Here is a 22,913-nt window from a genome sequence, read left to right as displayed (position 1 = left end):
TTAAAAGTTAAAGGTTGGTATTTAGTCTAAAATTTGAGCGGTGTGGTCTTTCGTTTTCACTTTGGCGATTATCTCATCGATAACACCACTCTCATTTATTACAAATGTAGTTCTTGCTGTGCCCATATACGTCCTTCCGTACATAGATTTTTCTACCCATGTGCCAAATTGCTCATGGATGCTTTTGTCTTCGTCAGCAATTAGAGGGAAAGGGAGTTCGTATTTAGCGATGAAGTTCTGGTGCTTCTTAGGAGAGTCAGAACTGATGCCTACCACTGCATAACCAGCTTTCAACAAAGCATCGTAGTTATCCCTAAGGTTACAAGACTGCGCGGTACAACCCGGAGTGTTGTCTTTTGGATAGAAATAGAGTACTAATTTTTTGCCGCTGAAATCTGAAAGTTTGATAGGGTTGCTGTCCTGATCGATACCCTCAAAGGCTGGAGCCTTGTCGCCTACTTGTAAAGCCATGTGTTATTCTAATTTTAGTTTTAAGAATGATTCGTTGCCGGCATTATCTGCCACCTTCAATTCAAACTCACCAACAAGAGGTTTGTTTTTATCTAATCGTTCTGACCAGATTAAACTCCTTTTCGGTTCGTATTTCATGAGAATCCACTCACCATTCAATTTGGCTTCGAAGCTATTAATTCCCGACAGATTATCTCTAATGGTCAGGCTAATTCTTCCATTTTTCACACTGCGTTTTTTGATGGTAGGCGCTACATCATCTTTGAGCAGCGTGTATTTGCCAAAACTGGAAAAATTGAAAGAGAATTTACCCTCATCATATTTTCCTCCCACAAACCCCGGGTTTCGTGGGTTTTTGATACTATACACATGATATTTTTCAAGGTCGTCATATTGTGCCAAAGGCATAAATTCTGCGTACACTGAACCCTTTAAAGGATAGCGGTCTTGATCTACTTCGAAAACCTCCATTTGAGCGTCATCAATAAAGTGCCGTGCGCGGATATATACGGTGTCAAAAAGGGCATTCTTTGAGAAACGCAGGGAGTAGGTATCGCTCAGGTAGGAGTGAGCATTGGCGGCAGGGATTCGATCGGCAAAGTGAAGTGACTCTTGACTACCATCATTAAAGGTTACGGACTGAGGTAACAGACGCCTTAAATCAATCAGAAAGACATTGGTCCTATCATTTTGATAGGTAGGCTCGGCAATGATAGAACCTTGTTCTTTGTAGATGGTGATGTTATTGTTGGTCGAGTCCTTCGGCTGGAAAAGCATTAACGTATTGTCCTGGACATAGCTTCCTTTACTGGGCTCAATCTCGGTATTGATGGCTTTCTTCTTTTCAACACCACGGAGGGTCATGGCGACTTTGCTAGTATTTCCAAAAGCATCTTGTAGCTGCATGGAGACTTGTTTGATTTCGCCTGGAGAGGCGTTTACGAAGCCATCATTCACTTTAGCATCATAGAAGTCAAGCGTATTGCCATCGTCTACGTAAAGTTTGTTATACCTTCTTCTGGATTCCTTTTGCGCCTGATAATTGGTATGAATAAGGATGTTCTTTTGCTGTGCAAAATCAATGGTGTCAATATTCTGGCTAAAATAGAGCTGATCATCAACAAGCATATCGATTAAGGGTACTCCATTCTTATTGGCAGCCCCATTGTGCTGATCGTAGGTATAAACCTCAAGGCCAATCTTTCCGTGAACATCCACAGTATCGGTTAGCTTGTAAGTGCCATTTTCCTTTTGCAATGAAAACTCAAAACGACCAAACTGACCGTTTACACGCGAGTCAATGTCCATCGTTTTCAAGGCTACGCGCTGAACACTTGGTGCTAACTCATCCTTGATTTGATCAAAGCCAGCTATTCTCAACGGATCAAGAACTTCCTGATTCAACCCACGAATCTCGAAGTGAAGGTGGGGTCCGGTGGACGATCCGGAGTTGCCTGAAAAGCCAATGATCTCGCCTTGCTTTACTTTGAACTCATTCCGTTTGGGGAATAGATTGATGGTAAAAGACTTTCGTTTGTATTGGTTTTTAAGGACATATTCGGCAATGATAGGATTAAACCGTTGCAAATGGGCATAAACAGTAGTAGTGCCATTAGGATGCTGTATGTAAATACAATTGCCGTAACCCCCTGTGGAAACCCTTACACGACTGACATAACCTTCGGCAGCAGCGAAAACATTCAGTCCTTCTCTACCAGCAGTTTTGATGTCTAAGCCTGCATGAAAATGACTGGAGCGCAATTCGCCCATATTTCCGCTCAGAAAGTTCGTCTTATCGGGCTGAATGGGGAATTCGAAGTAGTCTTTATCGATTCCTTCATATTGGGCATAAAGTCCAACGGGTAGGATGAGTAGTAGGAAAAGTAAAAGTTTATTTAATCTCAACTTCGAGTAATAATTTATCTTCAATATACGCTTCTAAGGTATCACCAACAACAATAGGACCAACTCCTGCAGGTGTACCACTAAATATAATATCTCCCTTTTTCAACGTAAAAAACTGTGATACATATGCAATGATCTGATCAAAAGTGTAAAGCATAAGACTTGTATTGCCACTTTGCTGCGTTTCTCCATTTTTTTCGAGCGAAAAATCGAGGTTCGCTAAATCGAAATCCGACTTTGGATAGAAGTTAGAAATAGGTGCTGATCCGTTAAAGCCTTTAGCCTTTTCCCATGGAAGCCCCTTCTCTTTGCACTGTGTTTGAATATCGCGAGCAGTGAAGTCGATTCCGATCCCCACCTCATCATAGTATTTATGGGCAAACTTTTCATCAATGAACTTACCTTCGCGATTGATCTTCAATAGGATTTCCACTTCATAGTGAATGTCCTTTGAGAATTCAGGGTAGTAGAAGGGAGCATTGTTACGAAGCACAGCTGTGTCCGGCTTCATAAAAATCACCGGTTCAGATGGGCTTTCATTATTTAGTTCTGCAATGTGGGCGGCATAGTTTCTGCCGATGGCAATAATTTTCATTTACTATGGTTTAAGGCCTAGGTCAGGATGACCGTTTTTCGTTTGGACAAAATTAAAACCTTGTCTTCATTTGACAAGCTCCAAAGATTATTCAATTTTGCTCTTGTAAGCACTGAAACGCCATGAAGAAAACTTCTAAATCTCTTATCGCATCTATTCTCTTACTCGTATTGATCACCTGGGCTTGTACAAAAGTACCGATTACCGGAAGACGTCAGCTGACGGGTGTAATTGGATCTGAACAGATCATTAGTATGAGTGCCGATGCCTATAAGCAAGTGTTGGACTCCATTCCGCTTTCTGATAATCAAGAGCAGGTGGCAATGATCAAACGTGTTGGTACCAAAATTCAGAAGGCTGTTGAAAAATACTTAACGGATAATGGAAATGCGAGCTTGTTGGAAGGTTTCAATTGGGAGTTCAATCTGATTGATAATGACAGCACCGTAAATGCCTGGGCAATGCCTGGCGGCAAAGTGGCTTTCTACACTGGGATTCTCCCTATCTGTCAGGATGACCTCGGTGTAGCGGTGGTCATGGGGCATGAAGTGGCGCATGCTGTGGCTAAACACGGCCAGGAACGTATGAATCAAAACTATGCTAAGCAAATTGGTCTTTCTATCGGAGCGATCGCTTTGGGTCAAGATCCTTCTGTCAGTCAGCAAATGGTATTTAGAGCAGTAGGCATCGGTACTGATCTGGCTTTGCTGAAATATTCTAGGACACATGAGTCTGAGGCCGATGAATTAGGTCTGACCTTTATGGCCATTGCAGGTTATGACCCTAGCGAGGCCCCTAAGTTTTGGGAGCGAATGTCGGCCGGCAGCAGCGGTCAGGCACCGCCAGAGTTTCTATCGACTCACCCTTCTCATGAGACTAGAATCAATCGCTTAAATGCTGCTTTGCCTAAGGCATTGGAGTATTATGAGGCGAGTGGGAAATGATTTGAGTTATTAAGTGAGAAGGTGAGGAAGTGATGAGGTAAAGAAGTGATCGAGTGTTCTTCAGCCATCTACGAATACACCGTATGTTTATCGAACGATTTACTTTTGATTTAGGCTTTGAATCGCTTGGCGAGTGATGGGATCCAACGTCAGCGTGACCATTGGCTGATAAAGTCGATTTAGAAGTACCTCTAGCTCCAATGGTTTTGATGCCTGCCTCTGTCGACAGACAGGTTGGGCTCTTTTTCTTTTGGAGAAGCAAAGGAAAAGTAAGGTCAGCCGAAAGGGAAATTAGAATCTCTCAGGGTTAATGCATTTTCTTTTTGATAAGCCAAAAAGAAACAAAAAACCTTTCCGAAAACTCCAAATCCAAGCGCGGTCTTGGCGCATGCACACGCTGCCGGCCGACCGACTTGTATTTCACGCGGTTTTCGGTCACCCGCCCGCCACTCGTGATTAGATGGACGGTTGTACTGTATCAAATACTATTCACAAAGTCTAGAAACACCTTTTTATGAAGATCTAAGTCCATATCAGGGGAAAGCGCCACACGTGCTATATAATCTTTGTCACCTTCCTTGGTAGTTCCTTGAGTAGAGGTGGCAGGTATAGTCCAGTAACATCCCTTTAACTGTCCATAACTCACACAGTATTTACTCTCATTAGGAATCTCATTAATCATTAAGTCGATAAGCTTGAGGTTTAAGTCCCGTTTGTAAGCCTCTCGTTCTTCATCAGTATCGCCCTTGGTCGGAAGGTCTAATGAAAATACGGAGGGGGTAAAACCTTGTGCGGCCAACTCTTCTGACACGAAGTTGATTTTTGCCTTAGGCAAATGTTCCTTGATATAGCTTACAAACTCACGAGTATTCTGATAAGCATCAGCAATTCTTTGATTCATGGATGGCAGCTGCTTAGCCAATATCTCCATTTGAAGAGCAGTCGCTTCATTGTCGCAAAGCTTGAGGTGTAGGTTTATCTTTTCCATCAAATGCCCAGCGGCTTTATTCGCCACAGCATAGCCTGCGGTACATTTTCCACCGCTAGGGAACTTTGATCCACTTACATAGGCGATCGTTTGGACTTTTGCTAGCATGTCATCTTCTCCCAAGAAATGGACATTAGGGCAGAAGGTTTGATCTAAAATAAAAACAGGATTAATGGCCGTTTCACCCGTAGGAGTCTTTCGAGGCTTACTCAATGCCTCTTCCAGTTTGATCATTTCCGGCACTTCCACTCTAGGGTTAGTGGGTATCTCAGCAATGATATAGGGGATCGCATCTTCTTGCGCTATGCTATCCAGCACCTGATGCGTGCTTTGCACCATATCATTACCACCATCTACAGGCAAATCCACAACTTCCACATTCTCTATACATGCCGCAACGCGTCTGGCCTGATCGTTAGTGCCACCATAACAGTTTGGGGGTACAACAATTCTGATCGCTTTATCTGGATGCTTTTCTCTCGCTTCGTGAATCAAGCCCATTACAATGGCATACTGCATGGACAGCCCGCTAGAAGCTACTACAGCATCAATGTTAGTATTGGCGATCTGGGAAATAGAGCTCAAAACTGAAGCCTTATTGGATTTAATATCGTGGCTTTCTGAATTAGGTTCTGTACCAATAAGTTGTTGAAGCCCAATCAAGGCATTAGCGGGTGTCATGGCGATGGTCTCGCGCCTTCTTACGTGCTGGATTTCTGAGGAGTAAGCTTTATTCTCTTCGCCATTGATCAATACGATACTTCCTAATTGATCATGAAGACTGATATAAAAATCAATATTCGAATTGAGATCAAAGTTACTAACCGATAAGTCATCACCCTGCCGTGAGATGAAAACCGTACTGCCATCAAAAGCTTTAATCTCCTCTGGACTTTCAACTTGCTTCAATTCGAATTGATAACCATAAATCTGCTTAATCAAGTCAGCATCGAAATGTGCAGGTAATTCGCCACCGTGAACAATTTGGGTGTTTCTGCGAGTGAGCAAGTTCTTTCTCAGGACCGCTAAAATTGGAGTTGTCTGAGAGGAAAAACTGATCACGTTTTCTGGATCGAGTTGATTGATCTTTGCAATTGTCCATTCCAATACACAAGACAATGGATGACCAAGTCGAATGTAATCATATGCCGTGCGTAGTTCACTCAGAGCCGAGGTTTGAGCATTGTTATCATTAAACAAAGCCTCAAACTGTTCTATAAACTCCGTCTTGGCCAGTTCCTCATTGTAGATATCCAGTCGATGAGTGGTTAGGTTGAGCCAGTCGGCAGGCATATTTTCTAAAACATCTTTTAGATAGTCGAGTGTTTTGCTGTATTCCATTCTATTCACCTTGAACAGGCTTCCAATTATAGTTCAAACTGTATTTAAGACGGTTCTCCAGACCGAATGTGAGGTTTTGTAACCTGCCAATTATTTGACTTCGGAAATTGTCAAAAAACAGAGTCAATACCAACACTTCTGCCTATAGAAGAAGTTCCTTTTTTGTCAATCGAATTGAATTGGTTAGTGTGCGGAGGGGATCCAACGTCAGCATTACCATTGGTTGATACTTTTTTGTGAAAGCTCGCGGAGCAATGACCTTGACACCAACCCGTCCTTCGCGTTGTTTTCGGCTCCGAGCCCGTCTATTAGAATTGAGCTTGGTTTTCTATTCTTTGATGATAATCGTTTCGAGATGTACAGGGGTGATCACCTTTGAATCAGGAGATGCGGCTTTTACCTCTTCAATGAAAGGCTTGATTTTATCATTGATAGCCTTTTCTTGCGAGAAGCCATATGGCAATCGAAAATTGTCCCAATGCGATGGAATCACTGTTTTTGGAAAGCCAGTGAGCCGCATCAAACGTTCTGTATACTTGTAGATTTCTAACCTGGAGAAATTAACACCTGGCAATAAAATGTCTGGTCTTAGTCCATCTACTTCTCTTTCGATGTAGTTCATAGAACCCATAGTGAGTACTTTATGGTTTTTGAATCTGGCTAAAAACATCAATGAGCCTCCTTCGACAAACTCGGAGATTTTCATGGGAGCTGTTACAGAAGGAGGGATAATCCGAGAATCAAAGTAATGCTTCTTGTTTAAGGCAGAATGAATGGATTCTAAAATACGTACCGAGAAGTTTTCGAATTGATAATCTTCTCCACCTTTTACGGTATATAGCTGCTCATTAGGAACACCATAGGCTTTAAGCACATTGGTTGTAGACTCAGTTCCAATGACTTTTGCACCAGTTAATTTGGCGATATAGGGCACATCCGAAAGGTGATCGAAGTGGGAGTGATGTACTAGAATAAAGTCAGCCTTCTGAATCAGCGAATTAATCAAAACCGTATCGGATTCAAAGTAGTCAGAGCGCTTGTAGACTTTACGTGTATCCTCTTTATTGGATGAAGGACCTTCACCTAACTTCAGCCGAGAAATATAAGGATCAACCAGGACTGTAACCGTTCCATCCGTGATTTCCCAACCAGCAGTACCGAAGTACCTGAGTTTGATTTCATCTTCTTGGGCTTGAACAATTTGTCCAAGAGCAATAATGCTAAGAACAATTATAGATTTGATTGTTTTGAATTTGCCCATGGGTCTGCGTTTTATCAGTTCTGCCAAACAGAATTACTTTTAAGTTAAAGGTTATTGTCAATATGACTCTACATGAAAGATGATTTTCGTCAGTTTCTCAGCGCGATCTCTTGCGCCAAACAGGCATAGTTTTGTCTAGCTCAGTGTTATAGTTTTTGTCAATAAGTTGATAGAAATTATTAATGAAAAGTATTGAAAGGATTGTGTTAGATTTGGTCTAAACAATTTAAACCGATCAATCATAATGGAAAACAATGGACATTCGGGCATCCCTGCAGGTAAGTGCCCATTCCACGGTGGTACTATGCAAAAAAGTGCCGGTGGAGGAACCTCAAATAGAGACTGGTGGCCTAACCAGCTCAACCTAAACATTCTTAGACAACATTCTTCTTTATCCGATCCTATGGATGAAGACTTCAACTATGCTGAGGAGTTCAAGAAACTCGATTTAGAGGCAGTTAAAAAGGACCTTTATGATCTAATGACGGATTCTCAAGATTGGTGGCCTGCCGATTATGGTCACTATGGTCCGTTCTTTATCCGTATGGCATGGCACAGTGCAGGTACTTACCGTATCGCTGACGGTCGTGGTGGAGGAGGATCAGGAACTCAGCGTTTTGCTCCGCTGAATAGCTGGCCTGATAATGGTAACCTTGACAAAGCACGTCTATTGCTTTGGCCTGTAAAGCAGAAGTATGGAAGAAAACTTTCTTGGGCTGACTTGATGATCTTAGCAGGAAACTGTGCGATCGAGTCTATGGGACTTGAGACTTACGGTTTTGCTGGTGGACGTGAAGACGTTTGGCAGCCGGAAGAAGATATTTATTGGGGATCTGAAGGCGAGTGGCTTGGTAACAAGCAGCGTTATGCCGATGGTGAGCTTGAGGCGACTTTAGGTGCCGTACATATGGGATTGATCTATGTAAACCCTGAAGGACCTAACGGAAACCCTGATCCTGTGGCATCAGGTATGGATATCCGTGAGACATTCGGTCGTATGGCCATGAATGACGAAGAGACTGTAGCCCTTGTTGCTGGAGGTCATACTTTCGGAAAAGCGCACGGTGCTGCTGACCCGGATCAGTACGTTGGTAGAGAGCCAGAAGGAGCTTCTATCGAAGAACAAGGTTTAGGTTGGAAGAACACTTTCGGAACAGGTCATGGTGATCATACCATCACCAGTGGTATTGAAGGTGCCTGGACACCAAACCCAAATAAATGGGATCATGATTATTTCAGGGTACTATTGGATTACGATTGGGAGTTGACTAAGAGCCCTGCTGGAGCTCACCAATGGACACCAACAGCAGCTTCTAATGCTGATATGGCACCAGCTGCTGGCGATCCATCGAAAAAGCAAGCTTTGATGATGACAACAGCCGATATGGCTTTGAAAAACGATCCAGCTTACTTGGAGATTTCTAAACGCTTCCGCAATGATCAAGCAGCTTTTGAAGAAGCATTTGCTAAAGCATGGTTCAAATTAACGCACAGAGATATGGGACCTAAGGCTTTGTACTTAGGTGCTGAAGTGCCTGCGGAAGATTTGATCTGGCAAGACACTATTCCTGCTGCGACTTTCGATTTGATTGATGATGCTGACGTAGCTTCATTGAAAGCTTCAATCCTAGCTTCTGGTTTATCTGTATCAGAATTGGTTTCTACGGCTTGGGCTTCAGCTTCAACTTTCCGTGGATCCGACAAAAGAGGTGGTGCAAATGGTGGACGAATTCGTTTGGCTCCTCAAAAAGATTGGGAAGTGAATAATCCAACACAGCTAGCTAAGGTATTGGAGACACTGGAAGGTATTCAGTCAGAATTCAACGGTGCGCGGTCTGGAAACAAAGGTGTTTCTATGGCTGACCTTATTGTTCTAGGTGGATGTGCAGGTGTTGAGAAGGCTGCCAAAGATGCCGGTCACAATATCACTGTACCATTTACTCCTGGACGTACGGATGCTTCGCAAGAGCAGACTGATGTGGATTCTTTCCACGCACTTAAGCCTATTGCTGATGGATTTAGAAACTTCTATGCTGCGAAGCATAAGACTTCAGGTGAAGAGATGTTAGTGGATAAGTCACAGTTGTTGACTTTGACACCACCGGAAATGACGGTGCTAGTAGGAGGTATGAGAGTACTCAATACTAACTATAATGGTTCTCAGCATGGTGTTTTCACTGGTAGACCGGGAGTGTTGACCAATGATTTCTTTGTAAACCTATTGGACATGACCACTACTTGGAGCGCAGTATCTGACGCGGACGAAGTATTTGCAGGTCGTGATAGAAGAACAGGAGAGGTCAAAGGCACTGGAACACGAGTTGATTTGATCTTTGGTTCTAATTCTGAACTTAGGGCTTTAGCCGAAGTTTATGCTTGTGCTGATTCTGGTGAAAAGTTTGTAAATGACTTTGTAGCCGCTTGGGATAAAGTAATGAACCTAGATCGTTTTGATCTGGCTTAAGAATTAACTTACTATAAACAGAAAAGGTGATCCGGAAACGGATCACCTTTTTTCGTTTCAGCTTTTAGATCCCGAACATTTTTCTTCCCAATTGAAATGTCGGAAGAAAAATTCCGGAATGACGTTGGGATTGAATGGATGCTTAACTCCTCTTCCTGTCTGCTTTTTTCTTCGTCATTCCCGTGGAAACAGGGATCTCCTGATCAACATGCTTCCTTTAAGAATACCTCTGACTACTGATGAATAGAATTGAGTCGAGTGTTTAGTCAATGCTCTTGGCAAGTCTAAAACCAGGTCTTTGAAAAGTTGGTTCTACATAGGCACGACTAGCCGTCCTTGAATGCCATGGGTCTGCATCATAACTCGCCCCACGACCTACTTTGCTGTCCCCAGTAGCAGCACCTTTAGGGTTGTCCGCTTCATTTGAGCTGTATTCATAGTACCAATCATTACACCATTCCCAGATATTGCCATTGATATCATACACACCTAGGGCATTTGGTGCATAAGAACCTACTGGGGCGGTAAAGGCAAAACCATCGTTGTGGTTTTTCCAGACATTTGTTCTGCCTGTCGATTCTTTTAGTGACTCGTCTGCAAGGTTCTCGTTTTTGGGAAGTCCATCACCCCAAGGGTAAACACCGGGCTTACCACCATCTCTCATTACATATTCAAACTCAGCCTCTGTTGGTAGTCTATAAGTTTCGTTCATCGTTTTATTAAGCCATACTATATAATCACGGGCATCGTACCAGGTGGTGTTGATAATTGGGTGGTCATCGATCCAGCCCCATTCTGGTACTTTCGGCATATCTCTGCCAGTGGCATTACAGAAGGAGCGATAAGCCGCTACCGTTACCTCATATTTACCAATATAGAAATCATTCAATAGCACTTTGTGGATAGGTCTTTCATCACCTTCGCCATCTGTCTGCCCCATCATAAATGAGCCGCCTTTTACTCTGACCATTTCGGGCTTTTCAACCTGTGTGCTGATTTCCGTTTCAGCCCGCTTGAGTCCAAATGATAGTATGCTGACCAACAAGAATGTGATTAATCTAGTATTTCCGAGAGTTGTCAATTTCATGCCTTAGTTAACTTCTTTCTACCGAACGATAAATCTACCGAACTGTTTGGCACCATACTGTTCATTCTTGCGAATCAATTTTCATAGGAATATCAGCTTTTACTTCTCGTTTGCAATACTAAATAGATTGAATGTAGCAGGTTGGACTTCTGAGAAGGTTCCGGAGGTGTTTGTGAGAATGACTGTGACTATCTTAAGATGTGGTACGATCACGATTTGCGTACATGAACCTGTCTGCTCTCCACTATGACCGATAATGGCTCCCTCATTGGGCTTAGGGTTGTACAAAAACCATCCAAATCCATAGGCATTTCTTTCTTTTTCCAAACTGTGATGTTCACGCATTAAGTCCATGGTGCTTTCTTTTACGAAAACATTATTGATCACGGCATTGCCAAATTTGAGCATGTCTTCAAGAGTAGAGTAAAATCCACCACCGGGAATACGATTACTCAAATTGTTTTCTTTACCATCTCTGGATTTTCCTTTTCTGATTTGGTGATACAAGCTTGACTGATTGGGTTTCTTTTGACCGAATTTCTCCACCCCAGTGTTGGACATGCCTGCTTTATCCCAGATATTCTTCTGCATATAGTCCTCGAAAGTCATACCTGAAGCCCTCTCTACAATTACACCCAAGACAGTATAACCATAAGTGGTATAGCTGTATCTGGTACCCGGTTCGAAAAGAAGTTCTCTGTCTTTGAATATGTCCAATGCATCATAAAGAGTAGGGTACTCTATTTTGGTCTGTGCATCTTTGGCACTTGTATAGCCTTTCATACCGGAGGTATGAGATAAGAGGTGCCTTGTTGTGATTTGAGTTTTAGGTTGCCTGGGATAGTCAGGGATATAGGTCTGTATTGGAGCATCCAAATCAATGAGGTCTTGTTCAACCAACTGCATTACTGCTATAGCGGTCATAGACTTGGCTATAGATGCTAACCGAGTAACCGTAGTCGGTGTGAATTCCAATCCTGCGTCACGATCGGCATAACCAGCGCCTGATTGCCAAACGGTTTCTCCATCGATGGTGAAGCCCCCAGCTGCTCCAACGATTTTATCCTTGTTAATTAAGCTTTCTAATAAGGCCTTTGCCTTAGCAGCTTTGTCTTGCGCTTGGCTGTTGAAACCAATAAAAAGTGCAATAAGAATGATGAGTTTTTTCATTTTGTTGTCATTAATTGTTTCAACAAACATGAAGGATAAATTAGGCCAAACCTCACTTTTTACTACGTCTGGGATAAACTATCGGCTTTTAGGGGCGAATGATCAAGTGAAATTAGGTTTTGCTTATAGCTTTTTGATACTGGCAATTCCATTTCGGTGAGAAGGATGGTATTGGAGTCCTTCCATTCTTTGAAATGTTGGGGATTGATTACATGCGATCTATGGACTTTGACCAATTCAGGTTTTTGAGCATGGACATTCTTCAGGGTGGTCCGAAGCAGCTTGCGGTTGACACCTTCCTTGGTAAGGTAGGTCACTTCCACATAGTTATCGGCACTCGAAATGCAGATGAGATCGGACTGTTTGATCTGAAGTACATCTAATTTGTTTTCTCCTGAAAGGATAATCTTGTCAGACTCAGTATCGGGTGCTCTTTTGTTTAGATACCAACGAACAAATATCAAAATGGGCAAAATGATAAAGAAGATAGGGTAGTAGACTTCGAGTGTGAACTTGCTAAAAGAATACACCCCATTGATGATATCAGTCTTGTAGTAGAGATAGCTTCCGATCCATACAATGACATTAAAAGCCAATAGAAAGATGGACTCAAACAAGGTATTCCATTTACCAGCTTTTTTGAACAACCAATTCTGAGCAGGTACCAATATGCAGTATCCGACAATAGATATTAAACCATAAGGAGGGAGTATTTGAACCCTGATAGGCATAGGTAAATCTGCAGTATCAAAGGGAGCTATTAACACTAGAAACAAGACAAGCCAGACACCTATGATAATGGCGACAAGGAAGTGGTGCTTATATGAAGTGCTAAGTTTTAGCAAGGTTTTTCTATATCAAAGTGGTCTGACCTACTTAATGAACTTAAACGATTCCATCATTTTTCTAAATAAGTTGCCATATTTGACATCAAACCTGTTTTTACTAGAGTATCCGATTAAAACAAAAAGCTCCTCTTTGTGAACTGCCAGATAAGTCAAATTTTTTATCTCCAGTCCATTTTGAACAAAGCCGTATTCAATCCATTTGAATTTAACACCGTCCAGAAGCGATTGACCCTGATCAATAATTTTGAAACTTTCAAATAAATTTGGAAACGATTCAATTATATATTCTTGATAACATTCTTCAAGAGTTCTTTTACCGATGAAACTTGAGGTGATCCCCCAGTTTTCCGCCTGATAATCTCTTCGGTTCTCTTTCGGAGCAAATACTGCTATTCTTTCATTTTGATTAGAAATAGTCCAACCCTCAAAGTACCTAAAGGTGAACCCTCTATTTGATTCTGAATAAACTTCGGTCTGTGCGTAAATGACATTATTAAACAGAAAGATAGCTGCTAAAGCAAATAAGACTTTGACCATAACTCATTACCCTTTTTGAAAACCGCTGAGCTTAATTTTAGTCAGTTTGCGCTTAGTGTCTAAAGAGAAGTCTCCCTTCATCATCCAATCGTAGTAACCAGGTTCTCTTTTAAAAACTTCTGACACAGGTTTCCCTTTGTGTTTGCCAAAATTAAAGACCTCTTCATTTTTATCGTTGAGCACAATTCTGCCCGCTAGGTCTACCATTCTTGAAGCTACCAAGTTGTGGATAGCACCCATATCATTCTCGATCTTTCCAACTTCGCGACCTGAGGCATCTGTTACATCCATGCCATTATATCGCTCTATTTGTGCTTTAAACACCTCAAAGGTGGCATCGTTATCAGCTTCTGCACCGTGCGCACCTATAAGCTCTTTGCCACAATAGAATTTATAAGCTGCGGAAAGCGTACGCTGTTCCATAAGGAAGAATATCTTTTGCGCATCGATCAGCTTACGGTTGCTCACATCAAAGTCGACATCCACTCTCAAGAACTCTTCAACCAAAAGAGGAACATCAAAGCGAACAATGTTATATCCACCTAGATCGCAACCCTCCAGAAATTTTGCCAGATTCTTGGCCAACTCCTTGAAAGTCGGTTTATCTGCCACGTCCTCATCTCTAATGCCATGAATGACAGCTGATTCTTCAGGAATGGGTATAGTAGGGTTGACCAATTGTACTTTCTTTTCAGTTTCGCCATTAGGCATCACCTTCAGCATGGCCAGCTCCACAATTCTGTCTTGAGAAATGTTGATTCCTGTAGTCTCCAGGTCAAAGAATACAAGTGGGTTTTTTAGATTGAGTTGCATTGAGTGCTTAATTCAGAATTGATTTTTTGATTTTTTCCAGGTCCAAACCACCATAGTCGCCCGAGCTCATTAAAAGTAAGTTTTTGGCCGCCCATTTCTGAGATAAAAGATGATTTTCGAGTGCTGCGGCTTCCGTAAAGAGTTTTATGTCTTCTCTATCAAAAGCAGACCTGACTTCTTCCTCGCTGATCATTTCCAGTTTCTTTGCCGCTACGGTCTTAGGATTGATAAATACCAAAGCTTCGTCAGGGGTATCAAAAGTATGCGAGTACTGATCAATAAAAGCCTTGTTTAAACTGCTGAAGGTGTGGAGCTCTATACAGGCTACTAAGGTTCTGTTATCAAATTGATTCTTGACTGCAGTCGAAGTTGCTTTGAGCTTGGACGGGGCGTGGGCAAAGTCTTTGAAAATGATGGTTTGATCGTTCTCACCCATTTTCTCCATTCGCTTGGCAGCTCCGGCAAAAGTTTGAATATGATGATAGAACTCCTCATCAGTGACATCTATCTCATTTAAGATGTTCTTGGCCACTTGAAGGTTCTGCATATTATGCTGACCGAATACCTCTATGGCTGTTTTGCCAGAATCATGTAACAGAGCTGTTTGTTGATCTACTATTTCTGAAGCATGCGGCCCATAAGGAACCAAATTGTCGGGACTTCCTACACTTTCAACCAATGCACACAAGGCCTTATCCTCTAGGGCGTAAAAGACTTTTCCATGGTCTGGAGTGAGCGCGATAAACTGTCTAAACTGATCGATGTAATTATCTAAAGTGGGGTAGACGTTGTAGTGATCCCAGGCGATACCCGAGATTAATGCCAGGTCATGTTTATAGTGAAGAAATTTCGGAGTCAAATCTAGGGGGGAGGTAGTGTATTCATCGCCTTCAATAATGATGACCGGAGCATCCGATAGCTGCACCATTTGGTCAAATCCATCCAGTTGGGCGCCAACCATATAGTCGAAATCTTTACCCATCGATTTGAGCACGTGCATGATCATGGAAGTGATAGTAGTTTTACCATGACTGCCAGCTACAACTACTCGTTTTTTGTCTTTTGAAGCTTCAAAGATGAACTCAGGGAAGGAGAGGATTTTCAAACCAAGTTCTTGTGCCTTCAATAACTCGGGATTATCCGCCTTGGCGTGCATTCCTAAAATGATGAGATCAATGTTAGGGGTGATACGATTGGCATCCCAACCTTCACTTTCTGGTAGCAGTCCATGATCTCTTAAATTGGTTTTCGAAGGGTCAAAGAACATGTCATCTGACCCAGTAACCTGATTATCAAGGTTTTTGAGGCAAATAGCCAGATTGTGCATAACCGCTCCACCTATGGCGATGAAGTGAATGCGTTGGTTTGAGATCATGAATAAGTAATGAAAGTGAAATCAAAAATAAGATAAAAGAAATGGTGTCCCAACTTCGTTTTCATGATAGTAATACCCTCAAAAATGACAGAAAGGCCATTGTGTAAAACTTGGTTGATAAGTTGGGAATAATAAAAAAATATAATGGTTGTTCGGTCACAGAAATGAGTCTAAGTTTGAAGAATGGAAAAGGGAAAATCAGCAGTTCAACGTCTCGGTTATAAGTCCAAAAGTGGGCTTAGCGATGCGGCTCAACTGGGCAAGTTGCCCCCTCAGGCCGTTGACCTTGAAGAGGCCGTTTTGGGTGCGCTGATGCTGGAGAAGGATGCACTGACAAATGTCATTGATATTCTTCGTCCTGAGTCCTTTTACAAGGAAGCACATAAGGAAATATATCAAGCGATTTATGACCTTTTCCAGGCTTCCGAACCTATTGATATTCTTACCGTGACCAGTCAATTAAGAAAGACTGGTAAAATCGAAATTGTTGGCGGTCCTTATTATATCACACAGTTGACTAACCGTGTGAGTTCGGCAGCCAACATTGAGTACCATGCCAGAATCGTAGTCGAACAATCTATCAAAAGAGAGTTGATCCGAATTTCATCAGAAATTCAGAAGGATGCTTTTGAAGATACTACTGACGTTTTCCAGCTGCTCGACAAGATGGAGCAGTCACTTTTCGAAGTATCAGAAAACAATGTTCGAAAGGAGTATGATAGCATGCGTAACATCATGGCCACTGCTTTGGAGGAAATCCAGACCAGGAAAGACCATCAGGATGGTTTGACAGGTGTGCCTTCTGGTTTTACAAATCTCGATCGTGTGACCTCCGGTTGGCAACGTTCTGACTTAGTGATTATCGCGGCACGTCCTGCCATGGGTAAAACCGCCTTTGTGGTTTCGGCCCTCAGAAATGCAGCGGTAGATCATGGACAGGCCTGTGCCATATTCTCCTTGGAGATGTCTTCGGTACAGTTGGTAAATCGTCTGATTTCAGGCGAAGCAGAGTTAGAAAGTGAGAAGATCAAGAAAGGTACGCTCGCTGAGCATGAATGGGCACAACTCGTCCATAAAACAGCAAATTTGACCAAAGCCCCCATATTTATAGATGATACCCCTGCACTTTCAATCCTCGAATTGAGGGCGAAGTGTAGAAGGTTGAAACAACAGCATGACATTCAGTTAATAGTAATTGATTACTTGCAGCTGATGTCAGGCGACTCCTCAAAGAGTGGAGGTGGAGGAGGTAACCGTGAACAGGAAATCGCCTCTATCTCCCGATCTTTGAAGAACTTAGCTAAGGAGCTCAATGTGCCGGTAATTGCGCTGTCACAATTGAGTAGAGCCGTTGAGACCCGAGGCGGAGATAAGCGTCCCCAGCTTTCCGACCTCAGGGAATCCGGATCAATTGAGCAAGATGCCGATATGGTAATGTTCCTCTATCGTCCTGAATACTATGGTATTACACAGGATGAGAACGGCATGCCGACCCAAGGTGTCGGAGAAGTCATCATAGCTAAGCACAGAAATGGATCATTGGAAAATGTCCAGCTCAAGTTTATTGGTAAGTACACCAAGTTCACCGATTTAGACTCTAATTTGGGTGGAGGAACTTATGGATCAAATTTCATAGGAGATGGTACATCAAGTTTTGAGTCGGGCGGAGCAGTGACAATTCCGAGTAAGGCCAATGGTGGAGCGCCAAACCTGCCAACTAATGATGAAGAAGCTCCATTCTAACTTTTCAATATTTTGACATCTAACAAAATCCTTGAATTTATAAGTGTTAAAGATTGGAATGGGCTTAAGAGATGTATCGAAGATAATTACATAGTTGAGGAACTCTTTCGAGACCCGATTCATTATGATTTGTTTAAAGCGAACTTTATTAATGAATTAGTCAATGACGAAAAGTTGACATCTGATGAAAAGCTATTGCATTATCAGTTTTTTTTAAATACGCATAAGGCATCAAGTTACAGTTTCAAACTTACAGATAAGCAGTATGATATTTTGTTACAGCATCTTGACGGATTAACAGGTGATCCAATTTACGCTGAGTTGAGCTCAAACAATGATTTTCTAAAAATTAAATCTGAAGAAAATAAGCGTAGAGCCAAAAAAGAATTTGATTCTATAAAAAGTAATAGAGCTTTAGAAAAAAAAGAGTTTGAAAGTCAGAAAGACGAATTGGCTTGTTCGGTCTTTAATTCCCCGCAAGAAAGAGAGTTTTACGCGGCTGCGAGATGTGTTTTTCAAGAAGAAATCATAGTACCTAACATATCATTGTCTGATCTATTTAATGATTTAAACACCGAAGATTTATCGAAAGATGAAAGAAGTTTATACTACTCTTCTTCTATAGATTGTGTTATTGCTGATCATCTAACTGGAGTACCAAAACACATAATTGAATTAGACAGCGGACACCACGATTCAAAAGGTCAGGTAGCAAAAGATTTAATTAAGAACCGAATAATTGAACGTTGCGGATATAAGCTGTATCGTTTGAGAAAAAAAGATCATACTTCTAGTGAAAATCAGTTTTTAGATTTTTTAATTAGTTTAAAGAATTTATGAAAGCTCTTATCATTACTGACCAATCCGAACCGGTTGAAATAGTAGAAAAGCCAATTCCAGAACCAATTAATGGACAAGTTCGAGTTAAGTTGAAAGCAGCGGCTCTAAACCGAAGAGATCAGTGGATCAGGCAAGGCATGTATCCCAATATTCAGTTTGGAAAGGTGTTGGGTTCCGATGGTGCTGGCGTTATAGAAGCCATTGGAGAAGGTGTTTCGGAAAGTTTAGTAGGAAAAGAAGTGATCATCAACCCTAATGTGAATTGGGGAAGTGATCCAAAAGCGCAGGCTTCGGATTACTCCGTTCTCGGGATGCCTACTCATGGTACCTTTGCCGAATATATTGTAGTTGAAGTCGATCGCTTACAAGACAAACCTGAGCATCTCAACTGGTCTGAGGCGGCTGCTTTGCCTTTAGCGGGTTTGACTGCCTATAGGGCTTTGTTTCATCACGGAGCTGCTTCGGCAGGAAAAATCGTTCTTATTTCGGGTGTAGGTGGTGGAGTGGCACAGTTTGCTTTTCAATTTGCTCTAGCTGCGGGTTGCAATGTTTATGTCACTTCAGGTTCCAAAGAAAAGATGCAAAAATGTATCTCAATGGGAGCGAAGGGTGCCTACTCCTATAGGGAAGAAGCCTGGTTCAAAAAGGTACAAAAAGAAACGGATGGCTTTGACGTAGTGATTGATAGCGCTGGTGGCAATCAAATCAATGACTTTATCAAGATCATGAAGCCTGCAGGCCGTATTGTGTTCTATGGTGCTACCAATGGTACCCCTGAAAAACTTGATATGTTCCGAATGTTCTGGAATCAAATTACCCTTCAAGGTTCTACGATGGGTAATGATCAGGAGTTTGAAGCCATGGTGGCCTTTGTCAATGAACATCAAATCAAACCAGTTGTAGATTCTGAAAGACCTTTTGATCAGATCATTTCAGCTTTTGACGAAATGAAAGCAGGAAAGCAGTTTGGGAAGCTGGTTCTTGAGTTTTAACCCCACCCAAAGGCCCTCATTGCCATTCACATTTCCGATACTTTCACTTATTGTCGCTTGAGGTTTACTTACATTTAAATAGTAAACTCAAAATCATTAATCAAAACTATATGAGAATCAATCGGAACAAGTTTGGACTGGTTGCTGCATTGTTGTTCTTAACTCAGGTCATCTGGGCGCAGGACTATAACAATGCCAGTCAATTGGCCCAACGACTTCGTGGATTGGCCAGCTCCTCAAATGCCGCCACCTTGAAGTCTATCACAAAAACATTAGGAGGCAAAGATGTCTGGATGCTCACCTTGGGTACAGGCGATATGGAGAATAAGCCTGCTATGGCCGTAGTTGGTGGCGTTGAAGGCCAACACTTACTAGGGGTAGAAATGGCAGTTCGCTTTGCCGAAGATATTGTGAATAACAATATGAGCGCTTTGGAGAATACCACATACTATGTATTTCCAAATATGAGCCCTGATGCCACTGAGCAGTACTTTGCCAACCTGAAATATGGTAGAAGTGGTAACGCAAAAGATACAGATGATGATCGTGATGGTAGAATGAATGAAGACCCATTCGAAGACCTAAACGGTGATGGTATGATTACCATGATGCGTGTGGAAGATGCCACAGGAGATTGGATTACCCATCCAGCAGACGATCGTATAATGATCAAAGCCAATAAATCGAAAGGTGAAAAAGGTAAGTATCACCTGTTTACCGAAGGTGCCGATAACGATAAGGATGGTGCTTTCAACGAAGATGGAGAAGGCGGTATCTACTTCAACAAGAGTATGACTTTCGCATTCGATTACTTCACTCCAGGCGCTGGTGAACACCCAGTTTCTGAATTGGAGAACCGAGCACTATTGGATATCCTCTATACCAAATGGAATATTTATGCCATCATGACTTTCGGCCCTGGAAATAATCTTTCTAGTGCATGGAGATACAATAGAGGTGGAGCCACCAAGAGAGTAGTCACCAGTGTGCTTAAAGATGATGAGACATTGAATAAGCTAATCTCTGGAAAGTACAACAAGACTGTTGGTACCAAAGACGCGCCACCATCGGTGGAGCCAGGAGGTAGCTTTAACCAGTGGGCATATTTCCACTTTGGTAGAATAAGCTTAAGCACGCCAGGATGGTGGGCACCTATGGTAAAAGGTGATTCTACCATGAAAAAGAACAGCGATAAGAATAGAGAGGTGAATTACCTGAGGTGGGCCGAGCAAGAAGGACTATCGAACTACTTCGCAGATTGGACAGAAATGGATCATCCTGACTTCCCTGGAATGAAGGTTGAAGTAGGCGGGATTGCACCATTCAATATGCTCAATCCTCCAATCTCAATGATTGACGATTTGGCCAGCAAGCACAATGAGTTTATCATGGAAGTGGCTAAAATGCAGGCAAGTGTCGAGTTAATCAACATGAGAACAGAGTCTGTCGGTAAGGGAATGACCCGTATCACGGTCGACTTATATAATGGCGGTACGCTACCAACGCATTCTCAAATGGGTACACGATCGCGTTGGCTCAGAAGAGTAAAGGTGGAATTAAAGCTAGGTAATGGTCAGGAAATCGTTTCTGGACGCAAGATTACTTTGATTCCTTCAATTGACGGTGATGCCGCTCGATCTATGACCTGGTTAATCAAGGGTAAAGGTGCTGTGACCATCGAGGCCGGAGCACCGCACATCGGATTCACTTCATCTAATGTTAACCTCAAATAAGCCGACATGAAAAAGTATATAAACAAACTCGCTCTATCGATTTGCTTACTTGGGTTTATAACCCCAGCTTTTGCGCAAAGCGCAGATGAGATATTCAGAGCTGTAGGCTCACCGCACAACCCCAAAGTTCAAATTAGCTTTAATCGCTATTACACTGCTGAGGGGCATGCTGCATTGACCAAGAGGATTGCTGATGCTCACCCTAATCTTGTGAAAAGGGTATCTATTGGTAAATCTTATGAAGGTCGTGATATGTGGATGTTACAGATTACCAATTACGAGAAGGGAAATCCAGACCGTAAGCCTGGTTTCTATATTGATGGAAATATTCACTCGAATGAGATTCAGGGTGCTGAGATATCAATCTATACTGCCTGGTACCTGACGGAAAACTATGGTGATGTAGACTATATCACTCAGATGTTGGACGATCGTATTTTCTATATCATTCCAACCATCAATCCGGATGCACGAAATGACTATATGAAGCAGCCTAATACAGGCAGTTCTCCACGTTCAGGAATGATTCCTCTTGATGATGACCGTGACGGCCTCTTCGATGAAGATGCTCCAGATGATCTCGATGGTAATGGCTCTATCACTCAAATGAGAAGAAAGAGTGCTACAGGAAACTTCATTCTTGACCCTAAAGATCCACGTAAGATGATTGTGGTTGGAGTGGATGATAATGTTCCTGCAAATGTGCAGCGATATGAAATGCTGGGTCAAGAAGGTATCGATAATGATGGTGATGGCCTTGTAAATGAGGATCGCGTAGGTTATTACGATCCGAACAGGGACTGGGCATGGAAATGGCAGCCGGATTATATCCAGAGGGGTGCATATAAATATCCTTTCAGCGTACCTGAGAACAGAAATGTCGCGGACTTCGTGTTAGCACATCCGAATATCGCTGGTGGACAGAGTTATCATAACTCAGGAGGAATGATCCTTCGTGGACCTGGCGCTCAGGAAGATCTTTCGACTTACAACAGAGCGGATATCAGAATATATGATGCTATTGGCCGAAAAGGAGAGAAGATCATGCCGGGTTACAATTACCTAGTAGTGTACAAGGATTTGTACTCTGTATTCGGTGGTGAGCTGGATTGGATGTATGGTAGTAGAGGTATCTACACTTTCTCCAATGAGATATTCACACGTTTTGCCTACTATAAGAATAATGAAGGTGGACAAAACCTGAATTATGATATCGATACTGAGTTGTTGATGGGCGATGCTTTCGAACCATGGAAACCTTACAATCACCCGACCTATGGTGAAATTGAAATCGGTGGTTTCAAAAAGAATTTCGGTCGTGCGACCCCTGGCTTTATGCTAGAAGAAGAGTTGCATAGAAATATGGCCTTTACACTCTATCACGCTTTCCATATGCCGAACTTGAGCATCCCTGAAGTGAAAGAGAAAGACTTGGGTGGTGGATTAAGAGAAATCACAGCTTATATCCAGAATGATAGATTGATGCCTACTCACGCATCTCAAGATTTGAAATATAAGATTGAGCGTCCTGACTACATCAGCATTTCAGGTGTAGATGTGCAAGCAGGTATGATCGTGGATAATGAGGACAGAGATTTCACTAGAGAACAGAAGGCAGAGCCTGAAAAGATAAGGATCAATAATATCCCTGGTAATTCAGTTGTCAAGGTTCGCTGGATTGTTAGCGGAAGAGGCAAGTACACCATTACGGTAGACAGTGCTAAAGGTGGTGTCGTAACCAGATAATCAAGGTATTACACTAAAATAAAAAGCCACCCCGTCATGTCGGAGTGGCTTTTTTGTTAC

The 22,913-nt window shown here is 42.3% G+C and carries 18 protein-coding genes; 7 read left to right on the top strand and 11 right to left on the bottom strand.

The features are described 5' to 3' along the window. Window positions 1-21: 21 nt before the first annotated feature. Genes bcp through BFP97_RS07110 form a run of 3 tightly spaced genes read right to left on the bottom strand, consistent with a single transcriptional unit; the run spans window position 22 to window position 2,971 of the window. Window positions 22-471: a thioredoxin-dependent thiol peroxidase gene (bcp, locus tag BFP97_RS07120; protein WP_069841752.1), complete on the bottom strand. Its 450-nt coding sequence runs from the start codon at window positions 469-471 to the stop codon at window positions 22-24. Window positions 472-474: 3 nt separating this feature from the next. Next, complete coding sequence (locus BFP97_RS20880; protein WP_069841751.1) at window positions 475-2,376, bottom strand: M23 family metallopeptidase; 1,902 nt, start codon at window positions 2,374-2,376, stop codon at window positions 475-477. Beyond that, window positions 2,363-2,971 carry a fumarylacetoacetate hydrolase family protein gene (locus BFP97_RS07110; protein ID WP_069841750.1) on the bottom strand — a complete coding sequence of 203 codons (609 nt, stop codon included), beginning with the start codon at window positions 2,969-2,971 and terminating at the stop codon, window positions 2,363-2,365. The genes BFP97_RS20880 and BFP97_RS07110 overlap by 14 nt, the downstream gene beginning before the upstream one ends. 122 nt (window positions 2,972-3,093) lie before the next feature. Here BFP97_RS07110 and BFP97_RS07105 point away from each other — a divergent pair, with 122 nt between their 5' ends. Next, entirely contained in the window at window positions 3,094-3,915 is an 822-nt protein-coding gene (locus BFP97_RS07105; protein ID WP_069841749.1) for a M48 family metallopeptidase, read from the top strand. A gap of 478 nt (window positions 3,916-4,393) precedes the next feature. Here BFP97_RS07105 and BFP97_RS07100 read toward each other — a convergent pair whose 3' ends face one another. Beyond that, window positions 4,394-6,244 carry a PLP-dependent transferase gene (locus BFP97_RS07100; RefSeq protein WP_069841748.1) on the bottom strand — a complete coding sequence of 617 codons (1,851 nt, stop codon included), beginning with the start codon at window positions 6,242-6,244 and terminating at the stop codon, window positions 4,394-4,396. Between the two features lie 328 nt (window positions 6,245-6,572). Then, window positions 6,573-7,505, bottom strand: a complete 933-nt coding sequence (locus tag BFP97_RS07095) for an MBL fold metallo-hydrolase (protein WP_069841747.1) — start codon at window positions 7,503-7,505, stop codon at window positions 6,573-6,575. Between the two features lie 244 nt (window positions 7,506-7,749). On the opposite strand from BFP97_RS07095, the gene katG reads away from it, so the two are divergent. Further along, window positions 7,750-9,969, top strand: a complete 2,220-nt coding sequence (gene katG / locus BFP97_RS07090) for a catalase/peroxidase HPI (RefSeq protein ID WP_069841746.1) — start codon at window positions 7,750-7,752, stop codon at window positions 9,967-9,969. A gap of 262 nt (window positions 9,970-10,231) precedes the next feature. Here katG and BFP97_RS07085 read toward each other — a convergent pair whose 3' ends face one another. From BFP97_RS07085 to BFP97_RS07060, 6 genes are all read right to left on the bottom strand, one after another. Continuing rightward, on the bottom strand, window positions 10,232-11,056 hold the full coding sequence (locus tag BFP97_RS07085) for a formylglycine-generating enzyme family protein (RefSeq protein ID WP_069841745.1): 825 nt from the start codon (window positions 11,054-11,056) through the stop codon (window positions 10,232-10,234). Between the two features lie 99 nt (window positions 11,057-11,155). Further along, complete coding sequence (locus BFP97_RS07080; RefSeq protein ID WP_170827422.1) at window positions 11,156-12,226, bottom strand: serine hydrolase domain-containing protein; 1,071 nt, start codon at window positions 12,224-12,226, stop codon at window positions 11,156-11,158. A 62-nt stretch (window positions 12,227-12,288) separates the two neighbouring features. Beyond that, a complete protein-coding gene (locus tag BFP97_RS07075; RefSeq protein ID WP_069841743.1) occupies window positions 12,289-13,071 on the bottom strand; it encodes a LytTR family DNA-binding domain-containing protein in 783 nt (260 codons plus the stop codon). Window positions 13,072-13,098: 27 nt separating this feature from the next. After that, the gene (locus BFP97_RS07070; protein WP_069841742.1) at window positions 13,099-13,611 is read right to left on the bottom strand and encodes a hypothetical protein; all 513 of its coding nucleotides are present in this window, start codon (window positions 13,609-13,611) and stop codon (window positions 13,099-13,101) included. Between the two features lie 6 nt (window positions 13,612-13,617). Continuing rightward, the gene (locus BFP97_RS07065) at window positions 13,618-14,424 is read right to left on the bottom strand and encodes a 3'-5' exonuclease (protein ID WP_069841741.1); all 807 of its coding nucleotides are present in this window, start codon (window positions 14,422-14,424) and stop codon (window positions 13,618-13,620) included. A 7-nt stretch (window positions 14,425-14,431) separates the two neighbouring features. Beyond that, window positions 14,432-15,799 carry a UDP-N-acetylmuramate--L-alanine ligase gene (locus BFP97_RS07060; protein WP_069841740.1) on the bottom strand — a complete coding sequence of 456 codons (1,368 nt, stop codon included), beginning with the start codon at window positions 15,797-15,799 and terminating at the stop codon, window positions 14,432-14,434. Window positions 15,800-15,982: 183 nt separating this feature from the next. Between BFP97_RS07060 and dnaB the strand changes: the two genes are divergently transcribed. The 5 genes from dnaB to BFP97_RS07035 all read left to right on the top strand — a co-directional run bounded on the left by dnaB (window position 15,983) and on the right by BFP97_RS07035 (window position 22,853). Next, the gene (gene dnaB, locus BFP97_RS07055; RefSeq protein WP_069841739.1) at window positions 15,983-17,542 is read left to right on the top strand and encodes a replicative DNA helicase; all 1,560 of its coding nucleotides are present in this window, start codon (window positions 15,983-15,985) and stop codon (window positions 17,540-17,542) included. 12 nt (window positions 17,543-17,554) lie between these two features. Continuing rightward, window positions 17,555-18,382, top strand: coding sequence for a DUF2726 domain-containing protein (locus tag BFP97_RS07050; protein ID WP_069841738.1), 828 nt, complete (start codon window positions 17,555-17,557; stop codon window positions 18,380-18,382). Beyond that, window positions 18,379-19,374, top strand: a complete 996-nt coding sequence (locus tag BFP97_RS07045) for a zinc-binding alcohol dehydrogenase family protein (protein WP_069841737.1) — start codon at window positions 18,379-18,381, stop codon at window positions 19,372-19,374. The genes BFP97_RS07050 and BFP97_RS07045 overlap by 4 nt, the downstream gene beginning before the upstream one ends. 110 nt (window positions 19,375-19,484) lie before the next feature. Next, entirely contained in the window at window positions 19,485-21,107 is a 1,623-nt protein-coding gene (locus BFP97_RS07040; protein ID WP_069841736.1) for a M14 family metallopeptidase, read from the top strand. Window positions 21,108-21,113: 6 nt separating this feature from the next. After that, complete coding sequence (locus BFP97_RS07035) at window positions 21,114-22,853, top strand: M14 family metallopeptidase (protein WP_069841735.1); 1,740 nt, start codon at window positions 21,114-21,116, stop codon at window positions 22,851-22,853. Window positions 22,854-22,913: the final 60 nt, after the last annotated feature.

The sequence above is a fragment of the Roseivirga sp. 4D4 genome (assembly GCF_001747095.1).
In the GTDB taxonomy this organism is placed as follows: Bacteria; Bacteroidota; Bacteroidia; order Cytophagales; family Cyclobacteriaceae; genus Roseivirga.
This window is presented reverse-complemented; position numbering and strand designations above follow the sequence as displayed.

Coding starts and splice junctions, on each gene's coding strand:
- bcp (WP_069841752.1), bottom strand. CDS start 471: ATGGCTTTACAAGTAGGCGACAAGGCTCCAGCCTTTGAGGGTATCGAT.
- BFP97_RS07110 (WP_069841750.1), bottom strand. CDS start 2,971: ATGAAAATTATTGCCATCGGCAGAAACTATGCCGCCCACATTGCAGAA.
- BFP97_RS07105 (WP_069841749.1), top strand. CDS start 3,094: ATGAAGAAAACTTCTAAATCTCTTATCGCATCTATTCTCTTACTCGTA.
- BFP97_RS07100 (WP_069841748.1), bottom strand. CDS start 6,244: ATGGAATACAGCAAAACACTCGACTATCTAAAAGATGTTTTAGAAAAT.
- BFP97_RS07095 (WP_069841747.1), bottom strand. CDS start 7,505: ATGGGCAAATTCAAAACAATCAAATCTATAATTGTTCTTAGCATTATT.
- katG (WP_069841746.1), top strand. CDS start 7,750: ATGGAAAACAATGGACATTCGGGCATCCCTGCAGGTAAGTGCCCATTC.
- BFP97_RS07085 (WP_069841745.1), bottom strand. CDS start 11,056: ATGAAATTGACAACTCTCGGAAATACTAGATTAATCACATTCTTGTTG.
- BFP97_RS07080 (WP_170827422.1), bottom strand. CDS start 12,226: ATGAAAAAACTCATCATTCTTATTGCACTTTTTATTGGTTTCAACAGC.
- BFP97_RS07070 (WP_069841742.1), bottom strand. CDS start 13,611: ATGGTCAAAGTCTTATTTGCTTTAGCAGCTATCTTTCTGTTTAATAAT.
- BFP97_RS07065 (WP_069841741.1), bottom strand. CDS start 14,424: ATGCAACTCAATCTAAAAAACCCACTTGTATTCTTTGACCTGGAGACT.
- BFP97_RS07060 (WP_069841740.1), bottom strand. CDS start 15,799: ATGATCTCAAACCAACGCATTCACTTCATCGCCATAGGTGGAGCGGTT.
- dnaB (WP_069841739.1), top strand. CDS start 15,983: ATGGAAAAGGGAAAATCAGCAGTTCAACGTCTCGGTTATAAGTCCAAA.
- BFP97_RS07045 (WP_069841737.1), top strand. CDS start 18,379: ATGAAAGCTCTTATCATTACTGACCAATCCGAACCGGTTGAAATAGTA.
- BFP97_RS07040 (WP_069841736.1), top strand. CDS start 19,485: ATGAGAATCAATCGGAACAAGTTTGGACTGGTTGCTGCATTGTTGTTC.
- BFP97_RS07035 (WP_069841735.1), top strand. CDS start 21,114: ATGAAAAAGTATATAAACAAACTCGCTCTATCGATTTGCTTACTTGGG.